Origin of the sequence: Pseudotabrizicola algicola, assembly GCF_010915705.1 — a bacterium.
Taxonomy (GTDB): domain Bacteria; phylum Pseudomonadota; class Alphaproteobacteria; order Rhodobacterales; family Rhodobacteraceae; genus Pseudotabrizicola; species Pseudotabrizicola algicola.
In genome coordinates this window covers 559,975-586,728 of sequence record NZ_JAAIKE010000002.1, presented here as the reverse complement: position 1 = coordinate 586,728, position 26,754 = coordinate 559,975, and the positions used below count along the sequence as shown (strand labels likewise).

The 26,754-nt window shown below is 62.4% G+C and carries 25 protein-coding genes and 1 tRNA gene; 7 read left to right on the top strand and 19 right to left on the bottom strand.

All coding sequences use genetic code 11. From position 1 onward, the window contains the following. Positions 1–41: 41 nt before the first annotated feature. From G3572_RS09380 to G3572_RS09370, 3 genes are all read right to left on the bottom strand, one after another. Positions 42–812, bottom strand: a complete 771-nt coding sequence (locus tag G3572_RS09380; RefSeq protein ID WP_164611073.1) for a 3'(2'),5'-bisphosphate nucleotidase CysQ — start codon at positions 810–812, stop codon at positions 42–44. Then, a complete protein-coding gene (locus G3572_RS09375; RefSeq protein WP_164611071.1) occupies positions 799–2,139 on the bottom strand; it encodes a TldD/PmbA family protein in 1,341 nt (446 codons plus the stop codon). Before G3572_RS09375 ends, G3572_RS09380 begins: the two co-directional genes overlap by 14 nt. 123 nt (positions 2,140–2,262) lie before the next feature. Beyond that, positions 2,263–3,759 (bottom strand): DUF2125 domain-containing protein, encoded by a 1,497-nt coding sequence (locus G3572_RS09370; protein ID WP_164611069.1) that lies wholly within the window; start codon positions 3,757–3,759, stop codon positions 2,263–2,265. Between the two features lie 117 nt (positions 3,760–3,876). On the opposite strand from G3572_RS09370, the gene G3572_RS09365 reads away from it, so the two are divergent. Both G3572_RS09365 and G3572_RS09360 read left to right on the top strand, forming a co-directional pair. After that, positions 3,877–4,632, top strand: a complete 756-nt coding sequence (locus G3572_RS09365; RefSeq protein ID WP_164611326.1) for an SDR family oxidoreductase — start codon at positions 3,877–3,879, stop codon at positions 4,630–4,632. Continuing rightward, positions 4,629–5,249 (top strand): enoyl-CoA hydratase/isomerase family protein, encoded by a 621-nt coding sequence (locus G3572_RS09360; protein ID WP_164611067.1) that lies wholly within the window; start codon positions 4,629–4,631, stop codon positions 5,247–5,249. Before G3572_RS09365 ends, G3572_RS09360 begins: the two co-directional genes overlap by 4 nt. Here the strand turns inward: G3572_RS09360 and G3572_RS09355 are convergent. Beyond that, positions 5,246–6,280, bottom strand: a complete 1,035-nt coding sequence (locus G3572_RS09355; RefSeq protein ID WP_164611065.1) for a LacI family DNA-binding transcriptional regulator — start codon at positions 6,278–6,280, stop codon at positions 5,246–5,248. The genes G3572_RS09360 and G3572_RS09355 overlap by 4 nt on opposite strands. 289 nt (positions 6,281–6,569) lie before the next feature. Here G3572_RS09355 and G3572_RS09350 point away from each other — a divergent pair. Next, positions 6,570–6,646 (top strand) — tRNA-Arg (locus G3572_RS09350). Between the two features lie 159 nt (positions 6,647–6,805). On the opposite strand, the gene G3572_RS09345 is transcribed toward G3572_RS09350, so the two are convergent. Together G3572_RS09345 and G3572_RS09340 are read right to left on the bottom strand one after the other, a co-directional pair. Beyond that, entirely contained in the window at positions 6,806–8,062 is a 1,257-nt protein-coding gene (locus tag G3572_RS09345) for a methyl-accepting chemotaxis protein (protein ID WP_164611063.1), read from the bottom strand. A gap of 26 nt (positions 8,063–8,088) precedes the next feature. After that, entirely contained in the window at positions 8,089–8,388 is a 300-nt protein-coding gene (locus G3572_RS09340; protein ID WP_164611061.1) for a hypothetical protein, read from the bottom strand. Between the two features lie 265 nt (positions 8,389–8,653). Here G3572_RS09340 and G3572_RS09335 point away from each other — a divergent pair, with 265 nt between their 5' ends. After that, positions 8,654–9,571, top strand: a complete 918-nt coding sequence (locus G3572_RS09335) for an NAD-dependent epimerase/dehydratase family protein (protein ID WP_164611059.1) — start codon at positions 8,654–8,656, stop codon at positions 9,569–9,571. A gap of 13 nt (positions 9,572–9,584) precedes the next feature. On the opposite strand, the gene cobA is transcribed toward G3572_RS09335, so the two are convergent. The 11 genes from cobA to G3572_RS09280 form a co-directional block, all read right to left on the bottom strand. Beyond that, positions 9,585–10,400, bottom strand: coding sequence for a uroporphyrinogen-III C-methyltransferase (gene cobA, locus G3572_RS09330; protein ID WP_164611057.1), 816 nt, complete (start codon positions 10,398–10,400; stop codon positions 9,585–9,587). Further along, positions 10,397–12,994, bottom strand: a complete 2,598-nt coding sequence (locus tag G3572_RS09325) for a nitrate reductase (RefSeq protein WP_164611055.1) — start codon at positions 12,992–12,994, stop codon at positions 10,397–10,399. The genes cobA and G3572_RS09325 overlap by 4 nt, the downstream gene beginning before the upstream one ends. Continuing rightward, the gene (gene nirD / locus G3572_RS09320) at positions 12,991–13,326 is read right to left on the bottom strand and encodes a nitrite reductase small subunit NirD (protein ID WP_164611053.1); all 336 of its coding nucleotides are present in this window, start codon (positions 13,324–13,326) and stop codon (positions 12,991–12,993) included. Before nirD ends, G3572_RS09325 begins: the two co-directional genes overlap by 4 nt. After that, positions 13,323–15,749, bottom strand: a complete 2,427-nt coding sequence (gene nirB / locus G3572_RS09315; RefSeq protein WP_164611052.1) for a nitrite reductase large subunit NirB — start codon at positions 15,747–15,749, stop codon at positions 13,323–13,325. Before nirB ends, nirD begins: the two co-directional genes overlap by 4 nt. Before the next feature lie 6 nt (positions 15,750–15,755). Next, positions 15,756–16,565, bottom strand: coding sequence for an ABC transporter ATP-binding protein (locus G3572_RS09310; protein WP_164611050.1), 810 nt, complete (start codon positions 16,563–16,565; stop codon positions 15,756–15,758). Next, positions 16,562–17,446, bottom strand: a complete 885-nt coding sequence (gene ntrB, locus G3572_RS09305) for a nitrate ABC transporter permease (protein ID WP_164611048.1) — start codon at positions 17,444–17,446, stop codon at positions 16,562–16,564. The genes G3572_RS09310 and ntrB overlap by 4 nt, the downstream gene beginning before the upstream one ends. Before the next feature lie 11 nt (positions 17,447–17,457). After that, complete coding sequence (locus tag G3572_RS09300) at positions 17,458–18,747, bottom strand: CmpA/NrtA family ABC transporter substrate-binding protein (RefSeq protein WP_164611046.1); 1,290 nt, start codon at positions 18,745–18,747, stop codon at positions 17,458–17,460. Continuing rightward, complete coding sequence (locus G3572_RS09295; protein WP_164611044.1) at positions 18,744–19,058, bottom strand: hypothetical protein; 315 nt, start codon at positions 19,056–19,058, stop codon at positions 18,744–18,746. The genes G3572_RS09300 and G3572_RS09295 overlap by 4 nt, the downstream gene beginning before the upstream one ends. Further along, positions 19,033–20,208, bottom strand: a complete 1,176-nt coding sequence (locus G3572_RS09290) for a CmpA/NrtA family ABC transporter substrate-binding protein (protein WP_164611042.1) — start codon at positions 20,206–20,208, stop codon at positions 19,033–19,035. The genes G3572_RS09295 and G3572_RS09290 overlap by 26 nt, the downstream gene beginning before the upstream one ends. Continuing rightward, complete coding sequence (locus G3572_RS09285) at positions 20,205–20,786, bottom strand: ANTAR domain-containing response regulator (RefSeq protein WP_164611040.1); 582 nt, start codon at positions 20,784–20,786, stop codon at positions 20,205–20,207. The genes G3572_RS09290 and G3572_RS09285 overlap by 4 nt, the downstream gene beginning before the upstream one ends. Positions 20,787–20,949: 163 nt before the next feature. Beyond that, entirely contained in the window at positions 20,950–21,714 is a 765-nt protein-coding gene (locus G3572_RS09280) for an IclR family transcriptional regulator domain-containing protein (protein ID WP_164611038.1), read from the bottom strand. Positions 21,715–21,852: 138 nt separating this feature from the next. Between G3572_RS09280 and G3572_RS09275 the strand changes: the two genes are divergently transcribed. Genes G3572_RS09275 through pcaF form a run of 3 tightly spaced genes read left to right on the top strand, consistent with a single transcriptional unit; the run spans position 21,853 to position 24,464 of the window. Continuing rightward, positions 21,853–22,587: a 3-oxoacid CoA-transferase subunit A gene (locus G3572_RS09275; RefSeq protein WP_164611036.1), complete on the top strand. Its 735-nt coding sequence runs from the start codon at positions 21,853–21,855 to the stop codon at positions 22,585–22,587. Next, complete coding sequence (locus tag G3572_RS09270) at positions 22,584–23,255, top strand: 3-oxoacid CoA-transferase subunit B (RefSeq protein WP_164611035.1); 672 nt, start codon at positions 22,584–22,586, stop codon at positions 23,253–23,255. Before G3572_RS09275 ends, G3572_RS09270 begins: the two co-directional genes overlap by 4 nt. 9 nt (positions 23,256–23,264) lie before the next feature. After that, a complete protein-coding gene (gene pcaF / locus G3572_RS09265; protein ID WP_164611033.1) occupies positions 23,265–24,464 on the top strand; it encodes a 3-oxoadipyl-CoA thiolase in 1,200 nt (399 codons plus the stop codon). 33 nt (positions 24,465–24,497) lie between these two features. Here pcaF and G3572_RS09260 read toward each other — a convergent pair whose 3' ends face one another. Together G3572_RS09260 and mutY are read right to left on the bottom strand one after the other, a co-directional pair. Further along, a complete protein-coding gene (locus G3572_RS09260) occupies positions 24,498–25,634 on the bottom strand; it encodes an alkane 1-monooxygenase (protein WP_164611031.1) in 1,137 nt (378 codons plus the stop codon). A gap of 50 nt (positions 25,635–25,684) precedes the next feature. Further along, positions 25,685–26,731, bottom strand: coding sequence for an A/G-specific adenine glycosylase (gene mutY / locus G3572_RS09255; RefSeq protein WP_164611029.1), 1,047 nt, complete (start codon positions 26,729–26,731; stop codon positions 25,685–25,687). Between the last annotated feature and the right edge of the window lie 23 nt (positions 26,732–26,754).

Sequence of the window (26,754 nt, the reverse complement as noted above, 5' to 3'; positions counted from 1 at the left end):
GTAACTTGGAAAACGGGGGGAAGCTGCGGCTTTCCCCTTTTTTACAGACGCGCCATGATGGCCCGATGCAGCGCGGGGTTGGTCGCGATGACGCCCTTTGTCATCGCCTCTGGCGAGTTGAAGCGCAGCGCCGTGCCGCTCCGGTCCGTCACCCGCGCCCCTGCGCATTCGCAGATCAGGCTTCCCGCAGCGATGTCCCATTCCCATGTATCGCGAAATGTGATCATGCCGTCGTAACGGCCTTCGGCAGAGAGGCACAGCCGATAGGCAAGAGACGTTCGGAAACTGCGCCGCAATTCCGGCACGCCGCCGGGCCAATGCGCGGGTTCCATGTTTGCCTTGGTCGCCAGAAGATTTGACCCCACCAGATCGGTGCGCGTTCCGGCCTTGATCGTGGCGCCGTTGCAAAGCGCGTGCCCCCCGACTTCGGCGGTGTAAAGCCTGTCTTTGGCTGGCATCATCACAGCCCCCGCAATCACGCGTCCTGCTTCGGCAACAGCGATGGAAACCGCAAAATTGTCTTCTCCGGCGACGAAGGCGCGCGTGCCGTCAATCGGGTCCAAGATGAAAATGCGCCGCGCAGACAGCCTGCCGCCAGAGTCGGGGGTTTCTTCCGAAAGCCAGCCATAATCCGGCCGCGCGGACAAAAGCCGCTGTCTGAGCATGTCATTGACCGCAAGATCGGCCTCTGTCACCGGGCCATGATCGCCGCCTTTGTCCCAGACCTGCGGACTGCGCCGCCAGAACCGCATGGCGATGTCGCCCGCAGCGCGGGCGGCCTCTGCCAACAGTGAAAGGTCAGACCCCGGCAAGGGTCATCCCGTCAATCAGCAGCGATGGAACCCGTGTTGAAAGATGCACGCGCGCGTCATTGGCAGGGATGATGCGCAACAGCATCTCTCGCAGATTTCCCGCGATGGTGCATTCATTTACCGGATACTGAATGGCCCCGTTTTCCACCCAGAACCCTGCGGCACCCCGCGAATAATCGCCCGTGGTCGGGCTGATCGTCGAGCCGATCATCGAGGTTACCAAAAGTCCGGTCCCCATCTGCGCAATCAGATCATCCCGCGTGAACTGGCCGGGGGTCAGGTCGATGTTGCTTGTGGAGGGTGAGGGCGGGGAAGATGCCTCCCGCGCAGCATTGCCCGTCGATGGCATCCCGAGCTTGCGGCCCGTTGCCAGATCCAGCGTCCACCCGGTCAACACGCCATTCTCAACGATCATGCGGCGTCGGGTCGGCAGACCCTCGGCATCAAAGGGGCGGCTTGACCCGATCCGGACCCGGTGCGGGTCTTCGATTACCGAAAGATGCGAGGGCAGCACCTGCTGTCCCAGGGCATCGCGCAACCAGGATGCGCCCCGCGCAATTGCCGCACCATTGGTAGCCGAGAGCAAGTGGCCGATCAGGCTGGAGGCCACCCGCTCGTCAAACAAGACAGGATAGGTTCCCGTCTTTGGCCGCACGGCGCCTGCCCGCTGCAAGGCGCGCTCGCTTGCCAATTGTCCGATCCCTTCGGCGGCTGGCATGTCACTGGCATAGATGCGGCCCTCGGCAGCCCAGTCTCGTTCCATTGCGGTGCCTTCGCCGGTGAAGGCAACAGCAGAAAGCGAATGGGAGGTGCGGCCATAACCGCCCGAGAACCCGTTTGACGCTGCAAGATGCATGGCGCGTCTGGAGTAGCTGGCCGATGCTTCGACCTGGCTGATGCCTGCGCTCTGCATCGCGGCGGCTTCGACCCGGCGTGCAGCGGCCTCCAGCTCCGCCGCACCCGGCTCAGGCGCTGGGTCGGCCAGTTCAAGCGCATCGAGATTCCAGTCGCGTGCAATCTGATCGGGATCAGCCAACCCCGCATAAGGATCGGCTGGGGCTTCGCGCGCCATTGCCACCGCGCGCTCGGCCAAGGCCGCAATTGTTGCATCGGAAACATCTGAAGCCGAAACGCAGGCCTGCCGTCCGCCGATCAAGACGCGCAGCCCGATCTCGGTTCCTTCGGACCGTTCCGCCTGCTCCAGCTTGCCCGCACGAATATCGATCGACAGCGATGTGCCGCCCATCGCGAGTGCATCGGCCTGATCCGCCCCGGCGCGACGGGCCGCAGACAAAAGGGCTTCGGTCAGGCGCGAAAGATCGGTCATGTCGGGTTCCTTGCACTGTGCTGTGGTCGAGGTAATCCGTCATGCCCCTTCGCGCAAGTCGCGAGCGTCACGGCATGGAACGGCCCCCACACCTGCCGGGGGCCGCTCCATGCGCGCGAGCGGTTACTTGAGCCGCTGGCCGTTCGCAAAGAAGGCCTTGTCTCGGAATTCGAGAGATGAGTTCAGCACATCCGTGCCTTCGCCCGGCTTGGCAAACATCGCGATCATCATGCGCGTGCCCATCGCCTGATCTTGCGGGATCACCCCCATGGTGACCAGCTTGTCAAGCAAGGCGTTGCCACCACGGATCACCAGATCAATCTTGCCGGTCGGGGCGGGGATGCCATCAAACGAAGTTGTGTCACTGTTGTCAAAGGTCATGGCCCCGGTGCCGTTCAGCTCTGCCCCGGCGAATTTCACTGTCAGATCAGTCAGATCCAGCGCGTGAATTTCGCCCGGCGCCGCTTCGCCAAGCGCAGCCATTTCTTCTTCATCCACCAGATCCGACGTCAGCCTCACCTTACCCTTGGTGTCAAGAACAAGGGTCGCGGGCGCGCGGGGCAGGGCAACCGTGGGGTCGAACATTGCCCATATTTCATCAGAAACCGTCAGATCGACAATTCGGGTCAGGAAGCTGAAATCCGTGGGAGTATCGGACGCCAGCAGCGGCATCAGAAAATCGAACGAGGCTTCTGCATAGGTCAGCTTCACCTCCGGAAAGGGAATATCTCCCCCTGTGATCGTCATCGCCACACCTGTGCCGCCCGCTCCGTATTGCAGGCCGCCTTCATTCATCGCCAGCCTGAAATGGCCTGTCTCGTTGGACGTGACGATCTTGCTTGCCGCGCCCGCCTCAAGGACATCTATAGAATAGTTCCCCTTGCCAAAGCTGAAGTCGGTATTGGCGGAGAAACCATCGCGAAGCGCCTGGGCGACGTCGTCCATCGCTTCGACCCCGAGGAAGGTCCCGCTTGACGCCATCTTCAGTGCCTCGAGCGTTCCGCCAACCGTGGCACCGTTCGTGTCATCTCCTGCCGCAACCTCGAAAGTCAGGCCCTCTACCGCCAGGGTGCTGTCCAGAACGGTGCTGCTTTCTTGAGTGTCGACCAGATACTTGCCCGAAAGTCCCGTCAGGGTTGCCTGCACATCGGCCTGCGGCTCGGCATCTTCGGTGACGGTCATTGCCATTTCGACGGACGGCGCATCGAAATCATATGATGTTTGCGTCGCGCTTCCCCCGGCAATCAGCGTCATGCCGGGTTGGGTCATTGTGATTGTCACGCTCTGGCTGGTGCCATCATCTGAAGCGAGGGCCATGTCGATGGCGTAGCTGTCGGTCATGGTTATTTCTACGGTGCCATCGCCCCGATCTCGAAAGCGCACCTCATCAATGCTGCCTTCGATCTGGGCGCCGTCCTGATCCATGCTGAGGTTCATCCCCGACACGACCAGAGTGTCGCCGTCCCGCACCACCTGATCGGCGATGATCGCCTGACCATAGCTGGCCCCCATCTTCTGCCAGCCCTGCCAAACCTCTTCGGGCGTGACCTGCGCCATCGCCGGGGCGGCAAGACAGGCTGCCAGAATTGCCGGAGCCATCATCCCGATTGAATTTGACATGATACACCTTTTTGAGAACGCACCCAGTTTCGACCTTATCCTCTGTTTGGCACGGTTGCGCGTCAAGGCTTTCTCAAGTCAGTCTGATTTTGCAAAGTGCTTCCGGCATCAGAGAGGATCGCGAACATGACCGGCAAAACCGTTATCATCACAGGCGCAAGCCGGGGCATTGGCGCAGCGGCGGCGCGAGTCTTTGCTTCGGCCGGGTGGCGCGTGGCCCTGCTGGCCAGATCGACGACCGAGATTTCGGCACTGTCCGAGCAGATCGGCGCGGCGTCCATCGCGCTGCCCTGCGACGTGGCCGATGCCTCGGCGGTGGATGCGGCGGTGCAGGCCGTCATGGAACGCTGGGGACGTCTGGACGCGCTTATCAACAACGCCGGCATGATAGACCCGATTGCCCGGATAGAGCATGCAAAAGCTTCAGACTGGGGGCAGGCGATCGATGTGAACCTCAAGGGTGTTTTCAACGGAATGCGCGCTGCAATTCCGGTGATGAAGGCTGCTGGCAGCGGAACGATTATCACCGTCAGTTCTGGCGCTGCCAGTAACCCATTGGAAGGGTGGAGCGCCTACTGTGCCGCAAAGGCCGGGGCGGCGATGCTGACCCGCGCGGCACATCTGGAAGAGGGACAAAACGGATTGCGTATCATGGGACTATCGCCGGGGACGGTCGCCACCGATATGCAGGTCCGCATCAAGGCAAGCGGGATCAATCCGGTGTCGGCGCTTGATCCGGCGGTTCACATTCCCGCCGAATGGCCCGCCAAATGCCTGTTGTGGATGTGCGGCGCGGGGGGCGACCCGTGGCTGGGCGAAGAGGTAAAGCTGCGGGATGAAAGCATCCGCCGCGCGATTGGAGTGTTGGAATGATCAATGTTGAACTGGAAGGGCGGCTGCTGACGCTGACGCTTAACAGGACGGACAAGGCGAATGCGCTGACACGGCTTATGCTCGAGGAACTGGACTCCACGCTTGCGCAGGCCGAACTCAAGGGCGTGCGGGCGGTCATCCTGACCGGCGCGGGCCATGTCTTTTCCGCCGGGGCCGATCTCGATGACGCGCGCCTTGGTCTTGCCACCGATCCGGTGTGGGAGCGCCTGTCGGCACGGGTGGCGGGTTTGCCCTTCCTGACGATTGCCGCCTTGAACGGCACTCTGGCTGGCGGTGCCATGGGCATGGTCTTGGCCTGCGATGTCAGGCTCTCGGTGCCAGGTGCAAAATTCTTCTATCCGGTGATGAAACTTGGCTTTCTGCCGCAGGCCACAGACCCCCGCCGCATGGCCGCGTTGATCGGTCCTGCCCGCACCAAGATGATTCTGATGGGTGGTGCCCGCATTGATGCGGCCGAAGCGCTTGCGTGGGGGCTGATCGACCGGATCACGCCACCCGAAAACCTGTTGGACGAGGCGCGCAATATCGCCTCGGATGCCATGGCGGCTACGGCTGACCATGTCGCTGCGATCAAAAGGCTTGTGCCGCCAAGCTAGGCCGACCTGATCGTATCACCCGGTTGCAAGGTCGGCGAAAGTTCTATGATTTCGCCCCCGATGATCCCATTTGGCCGCTTGCCCGACACGATTTCGGCGGACAGCCGCCCGATATCAAGTCGGCAGGCATCCATCGTTGCCAGCCGGCGCGGCAAGCCATCCAAAAGCTCTACCCCGTTAAATCCGGCCAGTCCCACACGTCCGGGCACATCGATGCCCTGGTCGAGGCAATACAAAAGCCCGCCCGCACCGATCATATCATTGGAATAATACAAGAAATCGACATCCGGGGTGCGTTTCAGCACAGCGGCTGTCATTTCCCTGCCTTTCAGCAAGGCCGACCCCCCGGAATAAAACTCACGATCCGCCAACTGCAGGCCTTCACGGGCCAGCACTTCTTCAAAACCTGCAAGCCGCTTTTTCGCGCGGTGATCGTTGGGCATCTGGGTGCCAAGAAAAGCGATGCGCCGGTAGCCCGCCGCCATGATCGCCTCGGCCATCTTGCGTCCGGCGCGGCGATGCGAAATGCCGACGGCAGAATCCACCGGTGTGCCGTCAATATCCATGATCTCCACAACAGGCACACCGGCCTGCGCCAGCATCGCCTGACTGGCCTCGCTATGCTCGAGCCCCGCAAGGATCAACCCCGAGGGCCGCCAGCTCAGCATTTCATAGATCACGGTTTCTTCACGTTCGGGCAGATAGTTCGTCACGCCCACCACGGGCTGCAATCCGGTGTCTTCCAGCACGTCGGAAATGCCGGTCATGACCTCGGGAAACACCATGTTGGACAGCGAGGGAATGATGACGCCAACCAGATTGACCCTCTGGCTCGCCAGCGCTCCTGCAATCTTGTTGGGAACGTAGCCGAGCCGCCGCGCTGCCTCCAGCACTCTTTCCCGTGTGGTTTCAGAGACATCGCCGCGATTTCGCAAGACGCGGCTGACGGTCATTTCGCTGACCCCGGACGCCTCGGAAACATCGCGCAGGGTCAGAGTGCGACGGGGATCGGGATGCGGGGGCTTTGCCAAGGGATCGGGCCTTCTGCTGCGGGCGCCTTTTCTTGTTAGCGCCAAACAGGGCCCTTGTCCAAGGCCGATTCTTTTGCTATGTTACCGCTAACGGCCACAAAGATCGGTCGGCGATATCCTGCGCGTCCTGCAAGCTCTCAACCCAGACGCAACGGACCCGGAGGGGGAGTGGTGGGCCAAAACTCACTCCCCCTTTTTCTTATCCCAGACCTGTCATTCCCTCGGCCAAGCAGCGCTTCAAACTCCGCGCTTGAATCCACATGTGATTTTCCGCATGAATGACGCGCGTGGTCCCGTGGCTCAACTGGATAGAGCAGCCCCCTCCTAAGGGGCAGGTTACAGGTTCAAGTCCTGTCGGGATCACCAATGTCTTTGCCCCGCTATCATGAGATGTGTTCAGCCACTTGAACCATCATCGTGAAACACACGCGAACCATTGCCGTTTGATCAGGCGCCCGGCCAGTCATGCGGAAGCGGCCAAAAGCCCCTTCGTAACCCCACGGGCCTTGCGCATCGCGTTTTCGGCTAACCCGCCTCGCGAAGGGTTTGGACAGGCGCAAGCACGGGCCTGCCTTTGCGAACCGGGCCAGGCTCGGTCAGCCCGTCGAGCCGCGCGATGGCAACAGTTACCTCGCCCAGGCCGCGGGATTGCGCCTCTGCCCCGTCGAAGATTTCCTGCATGCGCTGGTCGAGGTCGATGATCCCGTCGGTGATCCTGTTCAGAGAAACGCCCGCCTTTTCCACCATCGCGGCCCCGTCGCGCACACGGCAGGCGGACACCGTCACCAGATTGCGGATCTGCAATGTGGCATCCGCCGATTGCTGTGCCAGTTTGCGCACCTCGTTGGCAACCACGGCAAAACCGCGTCCTGCATCGCCCGCCCGCGCGGATTCCACCGCCGCGTTCAGCGCAAGAAGGTCTGTCCGCCGCGCGATCTCGTCGATCAGCTCGACGATCTGCCCGATGCTGTCAGAGGCCTCCCGCATAGACCCCATCGCCTTGATCGACTCGGCCACAGTGTCGCGTGCCGCATCGGCGTCGCTCCGTGCGCGCGTCACCAACTTGCCCGAGTTCTGGGCATGGGTCGCCGCCGCGCGTGCCGCCTGCGCCACCTCTTCCACAGCCGCCAGGACATGTCGCCCTTCCGACCGGATGCGGTCAGCGGCCTCCACAGCGCGCTCCCGCGCCTGCTCGGCTAGGTTGCGCGCCTCTTGCGCCTCTGCGACAGTCTCCGCGAGTTCGTCCCGCCCCTTCTGAATCACAGACTTCGCCCGGCTGCGGCCCAGGATGGCGAGGCAGAGAACGCCCGCTTCGGCCAATACGATCACCGCATGCATCACGGTGCGCATCAGGTTCTCGCCCGGAGAGCTTGACGGATAGACCAGAGCCGGCAGCAGATATCCCAGTGCCAGATGGTGGGCGGCGGTCAAGACCACCGCAAGGACCATCGCCGGAATGCTGTCCATCGTCGCCACCACGGCCAAAGCCGCAAAGAAGGCCATATGCGCATCGATCTGCCAAGCATGCCCTGCAAAGGCCGCAGTGAACATCATGCAGATGCCCACCATCGCCACCGTCAATGCAAGCGGTCTCACCTTGGCATCCAGACGAATCGCGACCAGCGCCATGGCTCCGAACATCAGGCTGGGCAGCAGGATGGGCAGGACAGGAGCGCCCATCAGTGCTGCCGTGACGGGCGGAACCGGACTCACCGCCAAAGAGGCAATTCGTGCAAGGCGTGTCCCGTCCGCAGTATGGGCATGGCGGGTTTGGTCGGTCATTCCGGTATTCCTTTCGGCCTTTGGCCTTAATTGCAAAAGAAGGATGGATCGGGAGGTGCCAGCACCAGAAACGCCCCTGCCGCGCGCAGCCTATCGGCCGACGCTCCGGAAGCGATGACCCCCATCAGTGCCGGAACGGGTGTCACAGATGCCCCGCCAGCCCGCTCAACCACGGCTTCGGCACCGCCTGCAACAGGCAGCGCCACCACCAGAAACGGGCCTTCGCCTGCCCCTGCCGGAGGCATCGCCAAGACGGGCGCAATCACCGCACCCGCCAGACCCGTCAGGGCCATCGCAACGACAAAGAAGACCCCGACAGACGGCATGCGTAGGCTCCTCGCTTGATTGGCACCTCACAAATGTTCACTGTCCAAACGACCAAAGGCTGCGGAAGTTTATGTCTAGCCGGACGCTTTTTCCGGAACTGTCGGAGAAACGTGTCACGGGCAGCGCCACCATGGCGGGGACTTTGCTCTGCCCGCCGGGGTCGCCCCATATGCAAATCGGTTTGCCGATGCTGGTTTGGCGTGTTCAACTGGCTGTTGAAACGGGCCGCTGATCGATAAGGGCTTTTGGGATGCAGGGCACAGGATGAAGGGTCTGCGGGTTCTCGTTACCGGTGCCGCGGGGTTTGTTGGCCGTCATGTGGTGCATCACCTTCTGCAAGCAGGTGCCGAACCAATCGGCCTTGTCCGTACCATGTCGCCCGGCCAAGAGGGGCAGCCCTTTGCCTGTGTCAGCGCGGATCTTGTGAATGACCCGCTGGATGATCTTCTGCACAACCTGCAGCCTGATGCGATCATCCATTGCGCGGGCCGAACCTTCGCCGCCGATACGGACGAGGGCCGCGCGCAGTTGGATGCCGATAACTTGGCGGCGACCACGCGACTGATTTCTGCTGCGGCGCGTATGCCAGAATCTCTTCGTCTGGTGATCGTGTCCTCTGCCGCGATCTGGGCTCCGATGCCGGATGATCTGTCAGCGATTGATGAAACACATCCGATGCGTCCGGTTGCTGCCTATGGAGTCAGCAAGGCGGCAGCCACATTGCACGCCCTTGCCGAGGCCGATCGGCTTGGACTTGATCTGGCGGTCGGGGTCCCGTTTAATGTCATCGGACCGGGACAGCCGCAGCGTCTGGTGCCACAGGTTTTCATCGACACTTTGCGCAGCCGCTCGGGGCCACTTGGCGTCGCTTCGGGCGTGGTGCGTGACTGGGTTGATGTGCGCGATGTGGCTGCGGCCCTTGTGGGGCTGGCGCGGCCAAATGGGCCAAGGGGCCTGTTCAACATCGCTTCGGGCAAGGGGGTAGACCTGCATGCCATGTTGGAGGCGGTATGCCGCATCGGCAATTGGAAGGCAGATGTCGATGTTGCCGCGCAGCCTGCATCATCCGGCGTCAGCCGTAGTATCGGCGACTGCCGGAGGCTGCATGCGGCAACCGGCTGGGCTCCCCGCATCTGCCTTGATGACAGTCTTCGGGATATGATCCTGCCCGCACTCCGCTAGTTGCTGCGTGGCCTCAGACCGGCCGACTTGCCGAGAGGGATGCGGCAAGGGCAGAGCTGACGACGGGCTGGTCTTTGGCCAGTTCGATCATCACCACTGCCGGATTGCGGATTCGGGCGGTTTGGCAATCTTGCCAGAGCCGCGACAAACAGGTGTGCAACGTGCGCTCCGATCTGCGCGATACCTCGGTGGAAACGGTCACCGCCTGTTCGGGCGACACACCATGCGCGATGAGTTGTTCGGACAGGGCCTGCAACTGGTTCATCGCCATATAGAAAACCAGTGTGGTCCCGGGGCGGGCGATCTCGGCGATTTGGTCAGGCATGTCGCCGGTGCAGCAGGTCGCGGTGGCCAGAACCACACGGTCTGTCGCGCCCCGGCGTGTCAGGGGTTGGCACAGGCTCGCGGCGGCCGCAGAGGCAGCCGTGACGCCGGGAATAACCTCAACCTCCAGATCATGGGCCTGTGCAGCGGTGATTTCTTCACACGCCCGGCCAAAGATGGAGGGGTCGCCCGATTTCAGCCGCACCACATGTTTGCCTTGCAGGGCGGCTGCAACGATGGCCGCATTGATGCGCGTCTGCGGCCAGCTATGTGCGCCGACCTCTTTGCCAACAAACACTCGCTCTGCCCCCGGGCGGACAAAATCCAGCACCTCGGGTTCTACCAGACGGTCATAAAAGACGATATCGGCGATCCCGAGGCACCGGATCGCGCGCAAGGTCAGATGGTCTGCTGCTCCCGGACCTGCGCCGACCAGACTGATCCGCCCGCGCGTGGCCCGATCAGGGCAGGGCACCAGTGTCGCGGGATGTTCGATAAAGCTCATTCGGCGGCCTCGCGAAGGTTGGGACGTGCAAGCAGGGTGGCAAGTTCGGGGCGGCAGGACCCGCAATTGGTGCCAGCGCCAAGTGCGACGCCGATGGCATCCACGGTCATGAGGCCGTCCGAGGTGATGGCCTGCAAAATGGTATTCAGCCCCACATTCAGGCAAGCGCAAACGGTCGGCCCCGGGTCAGGACGGTCTGCCGCCGGACGCCCCGCAAGCACCGTGGCATCGCGTTCCCCCAGCGCCTGAACCAGATGGGGCCGCGACAGCAGCACGGGCGAGCGTGCGACAAAGAGCGCCGCAGCCAAGCGCCCCTGATCGAAAAAGGCCATGCGATGCACCCCCAGCGCGGGGTCCGCCAGAACGGCAGACGGGCCGGATAGGCCAAACAGCCGCGACGCCCAGGACGGCCAGTCTTCGGGGATCTCGCCTCCGGCGAGTTCAAGCTGAACGCCCCCGTCCACCGTGGCTTTCGCCCAATAGGCGCAATCCGGCTGCACATCTTTCCGTGATACGGCAAAGCCATACCATGCGGCCTGATAGGGGCGGATGGTGACCTCTGCCGATTTGCTGGCGGGCTGGCCCGACACCGGATCACACAGGCCGGGAACCAGCGCGTCGATCCGGCCCGATGACGCGGTCTGACCCGTCCAGTGCATTGGCGCAAAGGGATGACCGGGCTGCACCGCTTCGCTTTTCAGCACGCGCAGGATGGCACGGCCAAGCGGGTTGAAGACCTCGGCCAGTGTCGCGTCGCCCAGACCAAGGCGCAGCGCGTCGGATGGATGGATTTCGAGATAAGGCTCGCCAAGGTGCTGCATCAACCGCGCAGCCATGCCGGTTCTGGTCATCGTATGCCATTGGTCGCGAATCCGCCCTGTGTTGAGCCGAAGCGATGTTTCGGCGCCGAGAGCCGATGGCAGTCGCGCGGCGACAGGAACCATCCGGCCCCGTCCGTCCGGCGTGTGAAATGCGCCATCGCCAAAGAAGCGCCCGCCGGATTTTGTCGCCACCGGCCATCGGACAGGCTCCATCGCGCCATAGTCGCTGCCCGCAAGGCCCGAAATGTCAAAATCGCTTCCCAGCGCACCTGCCACGCCGGACAGTGCGACGTATTCGGCAAAGATGTCTTGCGGCCCAGACCAATCAAAGCCCGCGAACCCCATCCGCTGTGCCACCTGTGCCAATTGCCACCAGTCAGGTCGCGCCTGCCCCGGGGCTGGCATGAAGGCACGCTGACGGCTGATCATGCGTTCCGAATTGGTGACCGTGCCGTCCTTCTCTCCCCAAGCGGTCGCGGGCAGCAGCACATGCGCAAGGCGGGCGGTGTCCGTGTCGGGCCAGATGTCACTCACGGCGACAAAATCACAGGCAGCAATCGCCCGCGCCACGCGGTCGGCCTCGGGCATAGATACCGCCGGGTTGGTGTGCAAAATCCAAAGCGCCCTTATCCGCCGGTCCTCAACCGCGCGGAAGAGGTCAATAGCCTTCAACCCTGGTTTGTCTGCCATGCGCGGGCTGCGCCAGAACGTTTGAACCGCCGTGCGATGGTCAGGATTTTCCAGATCGAGATGGCAGGCCAGCATATTTGCCAGCCCCCCCACCTCGCGCCCGCCCATGGCATTAGGCTGCCCTGTTACCGAAAACGGCCCCGTCCCCGGCCGGCCGATCCGGCCCGTGGCAAGATGGCAGTTCAGGATTGCATTCACCTTGTCGGTGCCACTGTCCGATTGGTTGATGCCTTGCGAATAGACCGTCACCACCCTCTCATGCCCCGACCAAAGCGCCAGAAAACGGCGCAGATCGTCTGGCGAAAGGCCCGTGCTGTCCGCTGTGCTTTGACGCGCGGCCTGCAATGCCTCGGCAAGGCCGGTGACATGCGGCAGAAAATCTTGATCCAGACGATCTTCATCTGCCAGATGGCACAGCAGCAGGTTGAACAAATGCGCGTCGGCACCCGGCGCGATCGCAAGGTGCAGATCCGCCCCTTCGCAGGTTGCCGTGCGGCGGGGATCGATCACGATGATCTTGGTGCCGCGCGCTGCCTTCGCTGCCAGAAGACGCTGATGCAGGACGGGGTGGCACCACGCAAGGTTGCTGCCGACCAACACCACCACATCCGCAAGCTCAAGATCCTCATAGAGGCCCGGCACCGTATCAGACCCGAAGGCGCGGCGATGGCCCGCCACGCTGGAGGCCATGCAAAGCCGCGAATTGGTGTCGATGTTGGCGGAGCCGATGAAGCCTTTCATCAGCTTGTTGGCGACGTAGTAATCCTCGGTAAGCAACTGGCCAGAAACATAGAGCGCCACTGACTCCGGGCCGTGGTCGGCAATGGTTTGCGTGAAGCGCGTGGCGATCATTTCCAGCGCCTTATCCCATGCCACCTCGTCGCCGTTCACGCGCGGTGCCGTCAGGCGGCCTTTGGTGCCAATTGTTTCGCCCAAGGCCGCACCCTTGACGCAGAGGCGCCCACGGTTGGCAGGGTGGTCGGCATCACCGGAAATGGTCATGCCGCCTTGCCCGTCCGGCGCAGCCAGCACACCGCATCCCACTCCGCAATACGGACAGGTGGTGCGGATGGCGGCGTTCATGCCGCAGACCTGCGGGCCAGAAACCCGGCATCGAGCAGAACGCGTCCCGCCTCCAGCCGCACGGCATAGGTCCGCACCTCTCCCTCATCGGCGCCCTGCGCAAGCCCTGTATTCAGATCGAACACCCAAGCATGCAGCGGACAGGTGACCTGCGCACCATGCACGATCCCTTCCGAAAGGGGGCCGCCCTTATGCGGACAGCGGTCGTCAAGCGCGAAAATCTGGTCATCGCCGGTCCGGAAGATGGCGATGCAGCCAGCCGGCGTCTTGACCACCCGCGCGCCCTGCCGTGGAATGTCGTCAAGGGCGGCGATGTCGATAAACTGCGTCATTCGGCAGCCCTCAGCGTCAGATCGGCCACAGGGGCCCAGTCGGCAGGTTTTGCGGCAAGTTCGGCCCAAGGGTCGGTCTGATAAACCGATTGCGACAGCATGAACCGATCATACAGCGCACGGCGGGTGACAGGGTCTTCGACCTGCGCGCGGCACCAGTCCAGGCTCACCTTGGCCACCCATTTGTAGATGCGGTGCAGATAGCGGGCGTTCTCGCGGTAAAGCTGGGTGAAGGCGGCGATCACCTCCATCACCTCGGCTTCTGTCGTGACCTTGCACAGGAATTCTGTTTCCCGCACGTCCATGCCTGCAGCCCCTGCGACGCTGATCTCGTATCCGCTGTCCACACAGACGACGCCGATGTCCTTGCAGGTGGCTTCGGCGCAGTTTCTGGGGCAGCCTGACACGCCCAGTTTGACCTTTGCCGGGGTCCATGATCCCCAAAGCAGCTTCTCCAGCTTGATCCCGAGGCCAGTGCTATCTTGCGTTCCGAAGCGGCAGAACTCTGACCCGACGCAGGTCTTCACCGTGCGCAAACCCTTGGCATAGGCATGGCCGCTGACCATGCCGGCGGCGTTCAGGTCGGCCCAGATCGCGGGCAGGTCTTCTTTCTTGACGCCCAGAAGGTCGATCCGCTGGCCGCCGGTCACCTTGACCATCGGCACTGCATATCGGTCAGCGGCATCGGCGATGGCGCGAAGCTCTGCCGGGGTCGTCACGCCTCCCCACATGCGCGGCACAACCGAATAGGTGCCGTCTTTCTGGATGTTGCCGTGATTGCGCTCGTTCACAAAACGCGACTGGCGATCATCACGGTATTCTGTCGGCCAGTCGGCGATCAGGTAATAGTTCAGCGCAGGGCGGCAACTCGCGCAGCCCCCGACCGTGCGCCAGCCAAGTTCCTGCATCACGGCAGGGATGGATTTCAGCCCCAGTGACTTGATAAGGCGGCGCACGTCCTCATGCGTATGGTCGGTGCATTTGCACATCGGCGGATTTGCATTGGCGCTAAAGCCGTCGCCAAGGGTCAGGGCCATGACCTGCTCGACCAGTCCGGTGCAGGTGCCGCAACTGGCGCTTGCCTTGGTGGTGCTGCGCACCGCGTCCAAGGTGGTTGCCCCCGCTTCGATGGCGGTCACGATCTTGCCCTTGCACACGCCGTTGCAGCCGCAGATTTCTGCCTCAGGCGGCAAGGCTGCAACGGCTGCCAAAGGGTTTGCCGAAGCCCCCCCCGAAAAGGCAGGGCCAAAGATCAGGGTGTCTCGCAGATCGGAAACATCCTTGCGCTGTTTGATCAGGTCAAAGAACCAGGACCCGTCTGCGGTATCGCCATACATCACCGCGCCCATCAACTGGTTGCCTTCCAGCACGAGCCGCTTGTAAATCCCCCGCCCCGGATCACGGAACACGATATCCTCGCGCCCTAGCGCATCGGCAAAGTCACCGGCGCTGAACAGATCAACCCCTGTAACTTTCAGCTTGGTTGCGGTTTGCACTGGCTGGAAAGCCGCTTCCTGTTCCAGAAGGGTTGCCGCAAGCACCTTGGCCTGATCGTAAAGCGGCGCGACAAGGCCGAAAAGCTGGCCGTTGTGCTCTACACATTCGCCCAAGGCAAAGATCGACGGGTCTGACGTGCGCATCTGGTCATCCACGGTGATACCGCGCCCCACCTCCAGATGCGCGTCTGTCGCCAGCCGCACTTCTGGCCGGATGCCGACCGCCATACACACCAGATCGGCCGGATAAACGGTGCCGTCTTCCAGCAGCACCGCCTCTACCCGTCCCTCGCCCAGAATGGCCTTGGTTGCGCCCTTGCAATGCACCTTGATGCCACGCTGTTCGAGGTCCTTTTGCAGCAGATACCCCGCAGCCGGGTCTAGCTGCCGTTCCATCAGATGACCCATCAGGTGAATGACTGTCACCTCGGCCCCGCGCGCGGCCATGCCTGCTGCGGCTTCCAGCCCCAACAACCCGCCGCCGATCACCACGGCCTTGGTTCCCGGCGCGGATGCGGCGATCATGGCGTTGGTGTCTTCCAGATCGCGGTAGGTGCAGACGCCGGGCAGGTCCTTTCCGGGGACCGGAATGATGAACGGGGCCGACCCGGTTGCAATCACCAGAGCGTCATAGGGCGCACCACCGGCATTTGAATACACGATGCGGTTTTCACGGTCGATCTTCACCACCGGCTCGCCAAAACGGCAATCGACGCTGTGCGCTTCATACCAGTCCGCGTCATGCGTCACGATCTGTTCGTAGGTCTTTTCACCCGAGAGCACGGGAGAAAGCATCAGGCGGTTGTAATTGCCCCGCGGTTCGGCGTTGAACAGGGTCACGTCAAAGTTGCCCCCGGCCTCGAACAAATGCTCCAGCATCCGGCCCGAGGCCATGCCCGCGCCGATCACCACAAGTTTCTGTTTCATGTCGGTTTACTCCGCCGCTTCTACAAAGCGGTGACGTTCATAAAGGAAGCGCAGCACCGCTTCGCGGGCGCGGACATAATCGGGGTGGCTGGCAAGTGCGATGCGATCACGCGGGCGGGGGATGGCGACATCCAGCACTTCACCGATCGTAGCCGCCGGACCGTTGGTCATCATCACGATGCGGTCGGCCAACAGGACCGCCTCATCGACATCATGCGTGATCATGATCATCGTATTGCCAAGACGGGCGTGGATATCCATCACAGCATCCTGCAAATGCGCCCGTGTCAGCGCATCCAGTGCGCCGAAGGGTTCGTCCAGCAACAGCACTTTCGGCTCCATCGACAAAGCGCGGGCAATGCCCACACGCTGCCGCATCCCGCCCGAGATTTCGCCGGGCCGCTTGTCGGCGGCATGGGTCATCTGCACCAGATCGAGATTGTGCAAGATCCAGTCATGCCGCTCTGCGCGGGTTTTGGTGGCGGAAAACACCTTGTTCACCGCCAGTTTCACGTTGTCATACACCGTCAGCCACGGCAGTAGACTGTGGTTCTGGAACACCACTGCCCGCTCTGGCCCCGGCGCGTTCACCTCGCGTCCCTCCAGTTTCAGGGCGCCGGTGGTCACATCGGTAAGTCCGGCGATCAGGTTCAGAAGTGTGGACTTGCCGCAGCCGGAATGGCCGATGATCGAGACGAATTCGCCCTTGTCGATGGTCAGGCGGATGTCGGACAGAACGTCGGTGACCTTTGATCCGTTGGTGAAGGATTTGCAGACACGGTCGATGTGCAGGTATTTTGCAGATGTTGAAGTCATGTCGCTGTTCCCCGTGAAACGACGGTGCCGATCCAGCCCACGAGACGATCCAGCACAAAGCCGGTGATCCCGATATAGACCAGTGCGACGATGATGTCGGTCAGTCTTGAAGAATTCCACGCATCCCAGATGAAGAAGCCGATCCCGACACCGCCAGTCAGCATCTCGGCCGCCACAATGGCCAGCCACGAAAGGCCAACTCCGATGCGCAGGCCCGAGAAGATGTAGGGCGCAGCAGAGGGGACCATGATCTTCCAGAAGAATTCGATCTGGTTCAGCCGCAGCACGGCGGCCACGTTGCGATAGTCTTGCGGAATGGCGCGCACTCCGGCGGCGGTGTTGATGATGATGGGCCATATCGCCGTGATGAAGATCACGAAAATGGCGCTCGGGCGGCTGTCCATGAAGGCGGCGAGGCTGATGGGAAGCCATGCCAGCGGCGGAACGGTGCGCAAGACCTGAAAGATAGGGTCGAAGCCGCGCATCATCAGCGCCGACTGTCCAAGGATCGCCCCCACCAGCACCCCCACCACGGCGGCGAGGCCAAAGCCGTAGGCCACCCGCTCCAGCGAGGTAAGCACCCGCCAGCCGAGCCCTATGTCTTGGGTCCCGTAGACATAGAACGGGTCGAGGATAAGGTCTGCGCTCTCTGTCCAGACAGTTGAGGGGGTAGGCAGACCCGAAGTTTGCCCGGAAAAGGCCACCTGCCATATGGCCAGCAAGACCACCAGAACCACTGCGGGCGGCAATACGCGCCCGGCGATGTCTGAAAGAATGCGGCGGATCGCAAGTCGGGACTTTGGCGGCGCGGGCAAGGCCATGACCTTGGCCTCTGGCTTCGGCGATTCCGCCGGGCGGGATTTCAGGGCGACGACAGACATGGCCATCCCCCTTACACCATCGCCTTGATCGACTGGCTGTCGAGATAGGCATCCGGATTGGCGGGGTCGAAAGTCTTGCCGTCAAAGAACGTTTCCACGCCGCGGCTGTCGCCGAACTTGCTGGTGTCGATCCCCAGCCCGGCTGCCGCCTGCAACCACAGGTCAGAACGGTTGGTGCCGTCGACCAGCGCCTTGGTGTCCAGATCGCCGGGCAGCGTGCCCCAACGCTTGTTTTCGGTGATGAACCACGCGTCCAGCGACTTCCACGGATAAGAGGTCGCACCATCCCGCCAGAACTTCATCGCAAGATCGGTCCGGCTCTCCTGCCGCCCGTTGCCATAGTTGATCTCGCCCTTCAGGCGGGTGACGATATCGGCGACCGGCACGTTATACCATTGGCGGCGGCTGATGATCGCGGCCATCTCGTCTTTGTTGGCGGCATCGTCGCACCACATCTGCGCCTCCATCACGGCCATCATCAGCGCGACGGTCGCATTCGGGTTGGCGTCCACCCATTCGGCGCGCATGCCCAGGATTTTTTCGGGATGATTTGCCCAGATCTCCCCCGTGGTCGTGGCGGTGAATCCGATGCCCTGATTGACAAGCTGTTCGTTCCACGGCTCGCCGACGCAGAAGGCCTCCATGTTGCCGACCTTCATGTTGGCCACCATCTGCGGCGGGGGCACCACGATCAGGTCGACGTCCTTGGTCGGGTCGATCCCGCCTGCGGCCAGCCAATAGCGCATCCACAGATCATGGGTGCCGCCCGGAAAGGTCATCGCGACCGGAATCTCGGCCCCCGCGACACGTTTTGCGGCGAAAACCTCGCGCAGCGGCGCACTGTCCAGACCCACACCGCTTTCCGCATAGGCTTGCGAAACGGAAATCGCCTGCGCATCCTCGTTGAGGTTCAAGAGCGTATACATCGGCAGCGGTTGGTTGTTCTGCATAACCTTGCCGGTGGAATAAAGATGCACTTTGGGGCGCAGGATATGGCCGCCATCAATGCCGCCTGCCGCCGCACCAAGCGCCATGTTGTCGCGGGTCGCGCCCCAGCTCGCCTGCTTTTCCACCTTTACGTCGGGCAGGCCATGCTTGGCGAACAAGCCCTTTTCCAGGGCAATGATCAGCGGGGCGGAATCGGTCAGGGCGATGTAGCCCAGCGTGCAGCCTGTCACTTCGGGCGTCGCGGTTGAAGCCCAGGCCCCACCGGGCAGGGCAAGGCGTGCGCCGGCGATGGTCGCGGCGACACCGGCTGCGGATTTCAGGAAATGGCGGCGGTTGGGCGTGGAGACTGTCATTTGGCGTGTCCTCTGGCAAAGGCCGCGCCGGCATTCGTGCGGCGGGCTCGGGCTGAACGGCAAAAGGCCACCTCGATCACCGCCCATGAAACAAGGCAGGATGGGTGGCGGCGTTGCCATTTTGGGGGGACCGCATCTTTGCGGGAAACAGGCAGATCAAAAGCGCCATTGCTTTTTCTCTTCCTCAAGACTGCGTCACGACCCTCTTCTTGGTCAAGTGCATCGGGTTCATTTTGCGCTCGCAGCATTTCATTTGCGCCACCAATGCGACCATCGCCTGATTCTTCAGCGTTGTGCGAACGAAGGGTCAAAGGTTTCGCCATTGAAAAAGGCATCGGGGGCCAGAATCATCTGCCCTTTTTCCGAGGCTACTGCTGTCGGATGCGCCATCGCGCCTTCGATGCGCGCCGAGGCTCCGGGCAAATCTGCGCCTGCATCGCGCAGGTGCTGCCGATACAGGTCGGTCCGGAAGCACTCGGTCGCCTGTTGCATGGCGCGCGTCAGATCCAGCCCATGTGCGGCTGCGATCCTTCGTGCAAGCAAGGCAGCAAGGCTGCGCCACGGAAAGTTCACCGCGCCATCGTGAAAACGGATGAAGCCGGGGAAGTGCCGCACCTCGCCGGAGGCGCTGACATGCAGCCGCCCCAAAAGTCCCCGCTCGGACAGTTCTGGCGGCAGGTTGAGGTATTCGGGCCGCGAGAGGATTTCCGCCGCAGTGCCGCGATTGTCGGGGCGGTCCAGCCAGCGGCACGCGCGCCACACTGACCGCATCAGGCGTCCGGTTTCGTCGGGGCGGGATTCTGCAAAATCGCGCGTCAGGACCAGAGCCTTTTCCGGCGGAGAGGCCCAGATCGAGCGCCCTGCCAGCAAAAGTGTGCCGACTCCTCTCTCCACCGCGTAAGAGGCCCAAGGTTCGCCCACGCAGAAGGCATCAACCTCGCCCACCGCCAAGGCATCGGCCATCAGCGGGGGCGGCACGGTGTGGATTGTCACCCCGGGGGCCAGAAGGGTGCCATCCAGCCACCGGCGCACCAGTTCGGACTGCGTGGAAAACGGGAACGGCACGCCGACGCGCAACTGGCCGCCCGCAACCGCCTGCAGCGCCTCTCGCGCCGAAATTGGATCATCAAAGGCAAAGCCATGCCCTTGGCTGCGCATGGCGTCCGCCAAGGGCTGACTGATGGCGATGGCCTGACCGCCAACCGACAGCATCATCACCAGATCAAAGCGCGGATAGGCCGGACCTAGGCCAAGCGTCTGCGCAATCGGCAGCGGCACCAGCATATGGGCCGCATCAATGGCGCCCATCCCGAGAAGGTCGCGGCTTTGCGCCCAGCTTTGAACGCGGACAAGATCGAGACGCAGCCCTTCTTCGGCGGCAAATCCCAGTTCATGCGCGACAATCAGGGGGGCTGCATCTGTCAGCGGCACATAGCCAAGGCGAAGAGATTGCAGGCTCATGTCAGCAGCCCCGCGGCCATCACCAATTGCTGCGCGATATCGGCAACGCGCCGCTTTTGATCCATCGCGGTTTTGCGCAACAGCGCATAGGCGGCTTCCTCGTCTATCCCCCGCGCTTTCATCAAGATGGCCTTGGCGCGGTCGATGATCTTGCGATCCTCGAGCGCCGCTTTGGTGGCCGCGAGTTCGGCACGCATTTTCTGAAAGAGATGAAACCGTGCGATAGCCGCGTCCAGAACGGGCTTGATCCGCTCCGGCTTCAACCCGTCCACGACATAGGCTGACACGCCCGCCTCTATCGCAGCCTTGGTCAATTGCTCGTCGGACCTGTCGACGAACATGGCGACGGGCCGTTCCATGGGGCCCGACACAAGGGCAAGTTCCTCAAGAACGTCGCGCGACGGATCGGCCACATCAATGAGCACGATATCCGGCTTTTGCTCGGCGATCTTGCGGGCAAGGCCGGTTTCTTCGGAAATCACCGTAATGGCATGATCGCCAGAGGCCATCAGCCCGTCAACGATGCGCAAAGCACGCTCTCGGTCCCGCTCGACAACGATGATGGAAAGCCTTGCCATATGGTCCACTCCGCTCAGGCGAAAAGCCTTTGCCGCGCGCCGCGACGCAACGGCAGAATGCGCTGCCTCCGCGCAAGAGACGCCTCTCTGCGCAAAATATGGTCGGCGGATGGGGTTCTGCTGATTTATTGTGCTTAGGCTGCGTCGATCGTCCCGGCCAAGATCACGCGCGCAGCAGGGGGCGCAGGTCGGATTGAACGCGCTGCAACTGAGACAGGTAAAGCCCCACCAACTGCTCCGGCGCAGCATGAATTGCGGCAACTCCGACATTCAGCGCCGCAATCATGCGCCCATGCCCATCATAAAGCGGCACAGCGAGGGACCGCAGGCCCAGTTCAACCTCTTGATCGATGATCGCATACCCCTGCGCCCTGACATGCGCGAGTTCCGCCATGATGTCTTCGGGGTCGGTGCGCGTATGGGGCGTGCGTCGTGCAAGGGGGGAAGACAGCAACAAGCCGCGAACCTCGGCAGGCGGGCGTGCCGCGAGCAAGACGCGTCCCATGCTGGTGCAATAGGCTGGCAGGCGCGACCCCGGCATCAGGCCGACCGACATCACCTTTTTCTGGGCGGCTCGGGCAATGTAGACGATCTCGGCCCCGTCGAGGATCGAGACCGATGTGCTTTGGCCGATGCGCTCTGACAGATCGTCCAGCACGGGCTGCACGATCTGGGGCAGGGGCATTGTCGCCAGACAGGCGGTGCCAAGCCGCAGGACGCGCGGCGTCAGCGTGAAGAACTTGCCGTCCCACTCTGCATAACCGTGATGCGCCAGTGTCAGCAGACAGCGCCGCGCTGTCGCCCGGTCCAGTCCGCTTGCCTCTGCCACCTCGGCTATGGATTGGCGGGGCCGCGCCGCCGAAAAGGTCTCGATCACGGCGAGGCCCTTGGCAAGCCCGCCCATGATGTCGCGTTCCGTGATCGACATCACATCCCTCGTTTGTGCGATATGTCAACAAATGCAGCATATCGCACAAATCGGGTAGACGACAAGGAGGGGATACCGCTACGGGATACGCGTCACAGACCCATGAGGGTTGCGGTCTGCACCCACAGGAGATTGCCGATGGATAAAACGCTTCCCAGTCTTTCTGCCGCCGTTCAGGACATTCACGATGGCATGACCATCATGATCGGAGGCTTTGGCGGTTCCGGCGCGCCGATAGAATTGATCCATGCGCTGATTGACCGTTTCCTCGCCACGGGACATCCCAAGGACCTTACGGTGGTCAACAACAATGCGGGGAACGGGCATGTCGGTCTGGCGGCGCTCATTGAAACGGGCATGGTGCGGAAGCTGATCTGCTCTTTCCCCCGTTCCGCCGATCCGGTGGTTTTCACGGAACGCTATCTTGCGGGTCAGATAGAGCTGGAACTGGTGCCGCAAGGCACTCTGGCCGAGCGTATCCGGGCAGGTGGCGCCGGCATACCCGCATTTTACACGCCGACAAGTTTTGGCACCGATCTGGCCAAGGGCAAACCTGTCGAGGTGTTTGAAGGGCGCTCTTATGTGCGGGAACGCTGGCTCAAGGCCGATGTGGCCTTGGTGAAGGCACATCTGGGCGACCGCTTGGGCAATCTGACTTATCGGATGGCCGCGCGAAACTTCAATCCGCTGATGTGCATGGCGGCGGCGCGCACCATCGTGCAAGTGTCGCAGATCGTGGACCCGGGGGTGATTGACCCCGAGGCTGTCATCACCCCCGGCATCTTTGTGCAAGGCGTCGTGGAAGTCCCCCAGCCCCAGCAAGAAGAAGACCTGAACCGCGCCAAAGCGGTCTATCCGGAGGCCACAGCATGACCACCAAACTAACCCCGACCCAGATGGCATGGCGCGCGGCGCAGGATATCGCGGACGGCGCCTATGTGAACCTCGGGATCGGCTTTCCCGAGATGGTTGCCAAGTTTCAACCGCCGGGGCGAGAGGCGATCTTTCACACGGAAAACGGCATTCTGGGTTTCGGCGAGGCGCCTGCGCCGGGTTCGGAAGACTGGGATCTGATCAACGCGGGCAAAAAGGCAGTCACGCTCAAGCCCGGCACCGCCTTTTTTCACCATGCCGACAGTTTTGCGATGGTGCGTGGCGGTCATCTCGATGTGGCGATACTCGGGGCCTATGAAGTCGCCGAAACAGGCGATCTTGCGAACTGGTCCACCGGCCCGCGCGGCGTGCCCGCTGTGGGCGGCGCGATGGATTTGGTGCATGGGGCCAAGATGGTGGCCGTCATCACCGATCATGTCACCAAGGATGGCAAACCAAAGCTGGTGGAACGCTGCTCGCTGCCGCTTACGGGGGTGGCGTGCGTGACGCGGGTCTATTCCAGTCTTGCCGTGATCGACATCGTCGAGGGCCGCTTTGTCTTGCGCGAAAAGTTGGCTGCGCTGTCTTTTGATGAGCTGCAGGCGATGACGGGTGCCACGCTCCACTGCGATGGCGCGTTAGCCGATCTTGATGTTCCAGCACTCTGAGGGCCAAGCATGAAAGACGTTTTCATCTGCGATTACATCCGCACGCCGATCGGGCGCTATGCAGGCAGCCTTGCGACGGTGCGGCCCGACGATCTGGGGGCGGTTCCCTTGCGTGCGCTGATGGCGCGTAATCCTGCGGTGGATTGGGAAGCTGTCGATGACGTGGTTTTCGGCTGCGCAAATCAGGCCGGAGAGGACAACCGCAACGTGGCCCGCATGTCTGTGCTGCTGGCTGGCCTTCCTGTGGGCATCACCGGAACCACCATCAACCGTCTGTGCGGTTCAGGGATGGATGCGGTACTTGTCGCAGCGCGGGCAATTGCTGCGGGCGAGGCGAAGTTGATGATCGCGGGGGGCGTCGAGAGCATGAGCCGAGCGCCCTTCGTCATGCCCAAGGCCACCACCGCCTACAGCCGCGAAAATGCGGTCTATGATACGACGATCGGCTGGCGCTTCGTCAATCCGGCGATGGACCGCGCCTATGGCACCGATTCCATGCCGCAGACCGGTCAGAATGTTGCCGACGACTATGGCATCAGCCGTGAGGCGCAGGATGCAATGGCCCTTGCATCGCAGGCCAAGGCGGCGGCGGCACAGGCCAATGGCAGGCTGGCCGCGGAAATCACGCCGGTTACCATTCCCCAGCGCAAGGGCGATGCATTGGTGGTGGACTGCGACGAACACCCCCGCGCCACAACGCTGGAGGCTTTGTCAAAGCTCAAGCCGCTGTTTGCCAACGGGTCGGTCACGGCCGGCAATGCCAGCGGCGTCAATGATGGCGCGGCAGCCCTGATCCTTGCCGATGCCGAAACGGCCGCAAGATATGGTCTGGTCCCGATCGCGCGGGTCTTGGGCGGGGCGACGGCGGGGGTGCCGCCCCGTGTCATGGGCATCGGTCCGGCGCCTGCATCGCAAAAGCTGTTGGCGCGTCTGGGGCTGACCCCGGCCGATCTGGATGTGATCGAGTTGAACGAGGCTTTTGCCGCCCAAGGCATCGCCACCCTGCGCGCGCTTGGCGTGGCCGACGATGATCCGCGCGTCAATCCGAACGGGGGGGCGATTGCGCTTGGCCATCCGCTTGGCATGTCGGGAGCGCGCATCACCGGAACGGCGGCGCTGCAACTGGCGCAGACGGGCGGGCGGCGTGCTCTGGCCACCATGTGCATCGGTGTAGGCCAAGGCATCGCCATTGCGCTGGAGCGCGTGTGATCATCGACCGCCGCCGTGCTGGACAGTCAGCGTTCAGCGCGGCGGCGGATTAAGCGCCTTGTTATAGGGCTTCCAGTCCGTGATGTCGGGATAATGGAACTTGCGCCAAGCCCGCACACGCGGGTTCATCATCCGCCGCCACCAAAGCGGGTTCATCGCGATGAACACCATCAAGGGATAGCCAAGCGGCAGTTGCGGGGCCTCGTCCTCGCGGTATGTTTGCAACAGCGGAAAACGGCGATCCGGTTTGAAATGGTGGTCCGAATGGCGCTGGAGATTGATGAGCAGCCAGTTTGACGCGGTGTGCGACGCGTTCCAGCTGTGATGCGGCTTCACATGCTCATACTTTCCATCGCCCAGATGCCGCCGCGTCAGGCCGTAATGTTCCACATAATTGACCGCTTCCAGCTGCCAGATCGCGATGGCCGCCTGATAGACGAACAGACCAAGCCCGAACCATCCCCCCAGCGCAAAGGCAAAGGCCAGCATTGCGGTTTGCAGCGCGGCATAACGCCAGAACGGGTTGCTTTTATGCCAGACCGGCAAACCGCGCCGCGCCAGCATTGCAGCTTCGGCCCGCCAAGCCGAAACGGGGCTTTGACGCAGAACGCGCGGGAAAAAGCGGTGGAAGCCTTCGTTATACCGCGCCGTAACCGGATCGCGGCAGGTGCCGACATAGATGTGGTGCACCCGCAGGTGTTCGGACCGGAAATGGGAATACAGCACCGAAGCCAGAAGGATATCCGCAAGCCAACGCTCCAGCTTGTCTTTCTGATGCATCAGCTCGTGGCTGTAGTTGATCCCGACAGTGCCTGTGATCAGGCCGATGCCGAAGAACAGCACACCAAGTTCCAGCCCCGAAAGATGGCTGGTATGGCTGGCGTACCAGATGGTGCCAAAGAGGATGACCATCTGCAGCGGCACCCAGATAAGCGTAAGTAGCTGATACCAGAACAGCATGCTTTCTGGCGTTTCCGGGTCGGCATTGCGCTCGTTCAGCCCGGTCAGGGCATCGAGCGAGGAGTAGATCACGATCGCATAGGCCGGAACCAGCGCCGTATACCAGCCCCCAAAAGTTGCCCCCACAAGGGCAAGCGGCACCAGACCCAAGGTGAGCCAGAACGGCATGGCTTGGGCAAATCCGATGGTCTGGCGCGGTTGATCTGGCATGGTTGGCCTGTGTCTCTGGGGGCGCATGATGCGCTATGCAATCGTGTCTTTCAACGCGGCACTATGTTGCGCCACTGATCATAGGCTTTGCGCATCACCGTCGGCAGGTCGGCAGGCCGAAAGCCGTCGCGCGGCACGAACTCTCCGCGCGTCACGGCCGCGCCAACCGGCAATTCCGCTGTCAGAACGGTCAGATACAGGTGGAAATGGGTGAATGTATGGCGCACCTCGCCAATATCCTGCCATTCTGCCTGCGCCGGGGCGTCACCGCCTCTGCCATCCCAGGCATCACCCGGAAAGCCCAGCATCCCGCCCAAAAGTCCCGTCTCTGCCCGTCGTTCCAGCAAGATCATATCACCTCGCGTGGCAAGCCAGAGCACGCCGCGTCTGACAGGCTTTTCTGCCTTTGCCATCTTGCGTGGCAATTCGGTCTGGCATCCCTGCTCGCGGGCGAGGCAGGCATGATTCCACGGGCAAAGCCCGCAGGCAGGGTTGCGCGGGGTGCAGATGGTGGCGCCAAGGTCCATCACCGCCTGCGCATAATCGCCCGGTCGCAGGTCCGGGGTCAATCCGGCCGCCAGCGCCGTCAACTCTGCCTTGGCTGCGGGCAACGGGGTTTGCACGGCATAAAGCCGCGCCATCACCCGCTCGACATTGCCATCTACTACGGTTGCCGGCTCGTCATAGGCGATGGCGGCGACGGCGCTTGCGGTATAGGGGCCGATGCCCGGCAGTCCAAGCAATCCATCCCGACGCCCCGGAAACACACCGCCATGCGCGTCCACCACGGCCCGCGCTGCCTTGAGCAGGTTGCGCGCGCGGGCGTAATAGCCAAGGCCGGCCCATTCCGCCATCACATCCTCGTCACGCGCGGCAGCCAGATCGGCCACCGTAGGCCAACGGGTGGTAAAGCGATGAAAGTAATCGCGCACCGCCGCCACCGTGGTCTGCTGCAGCATCACCTCCGACAGCCAGATCCGGTAAGGGTCTGGCCGGACACCCCGCGCACGATCTTGCGGCGAAACCCGCCACGGCATCACCCTTGCGTGGCGGTCATACCAATGCAGCAAGGCCGCACTCAACTCTGCGTCACGCAATCTTTATGCCCTTTGTTCGGTCT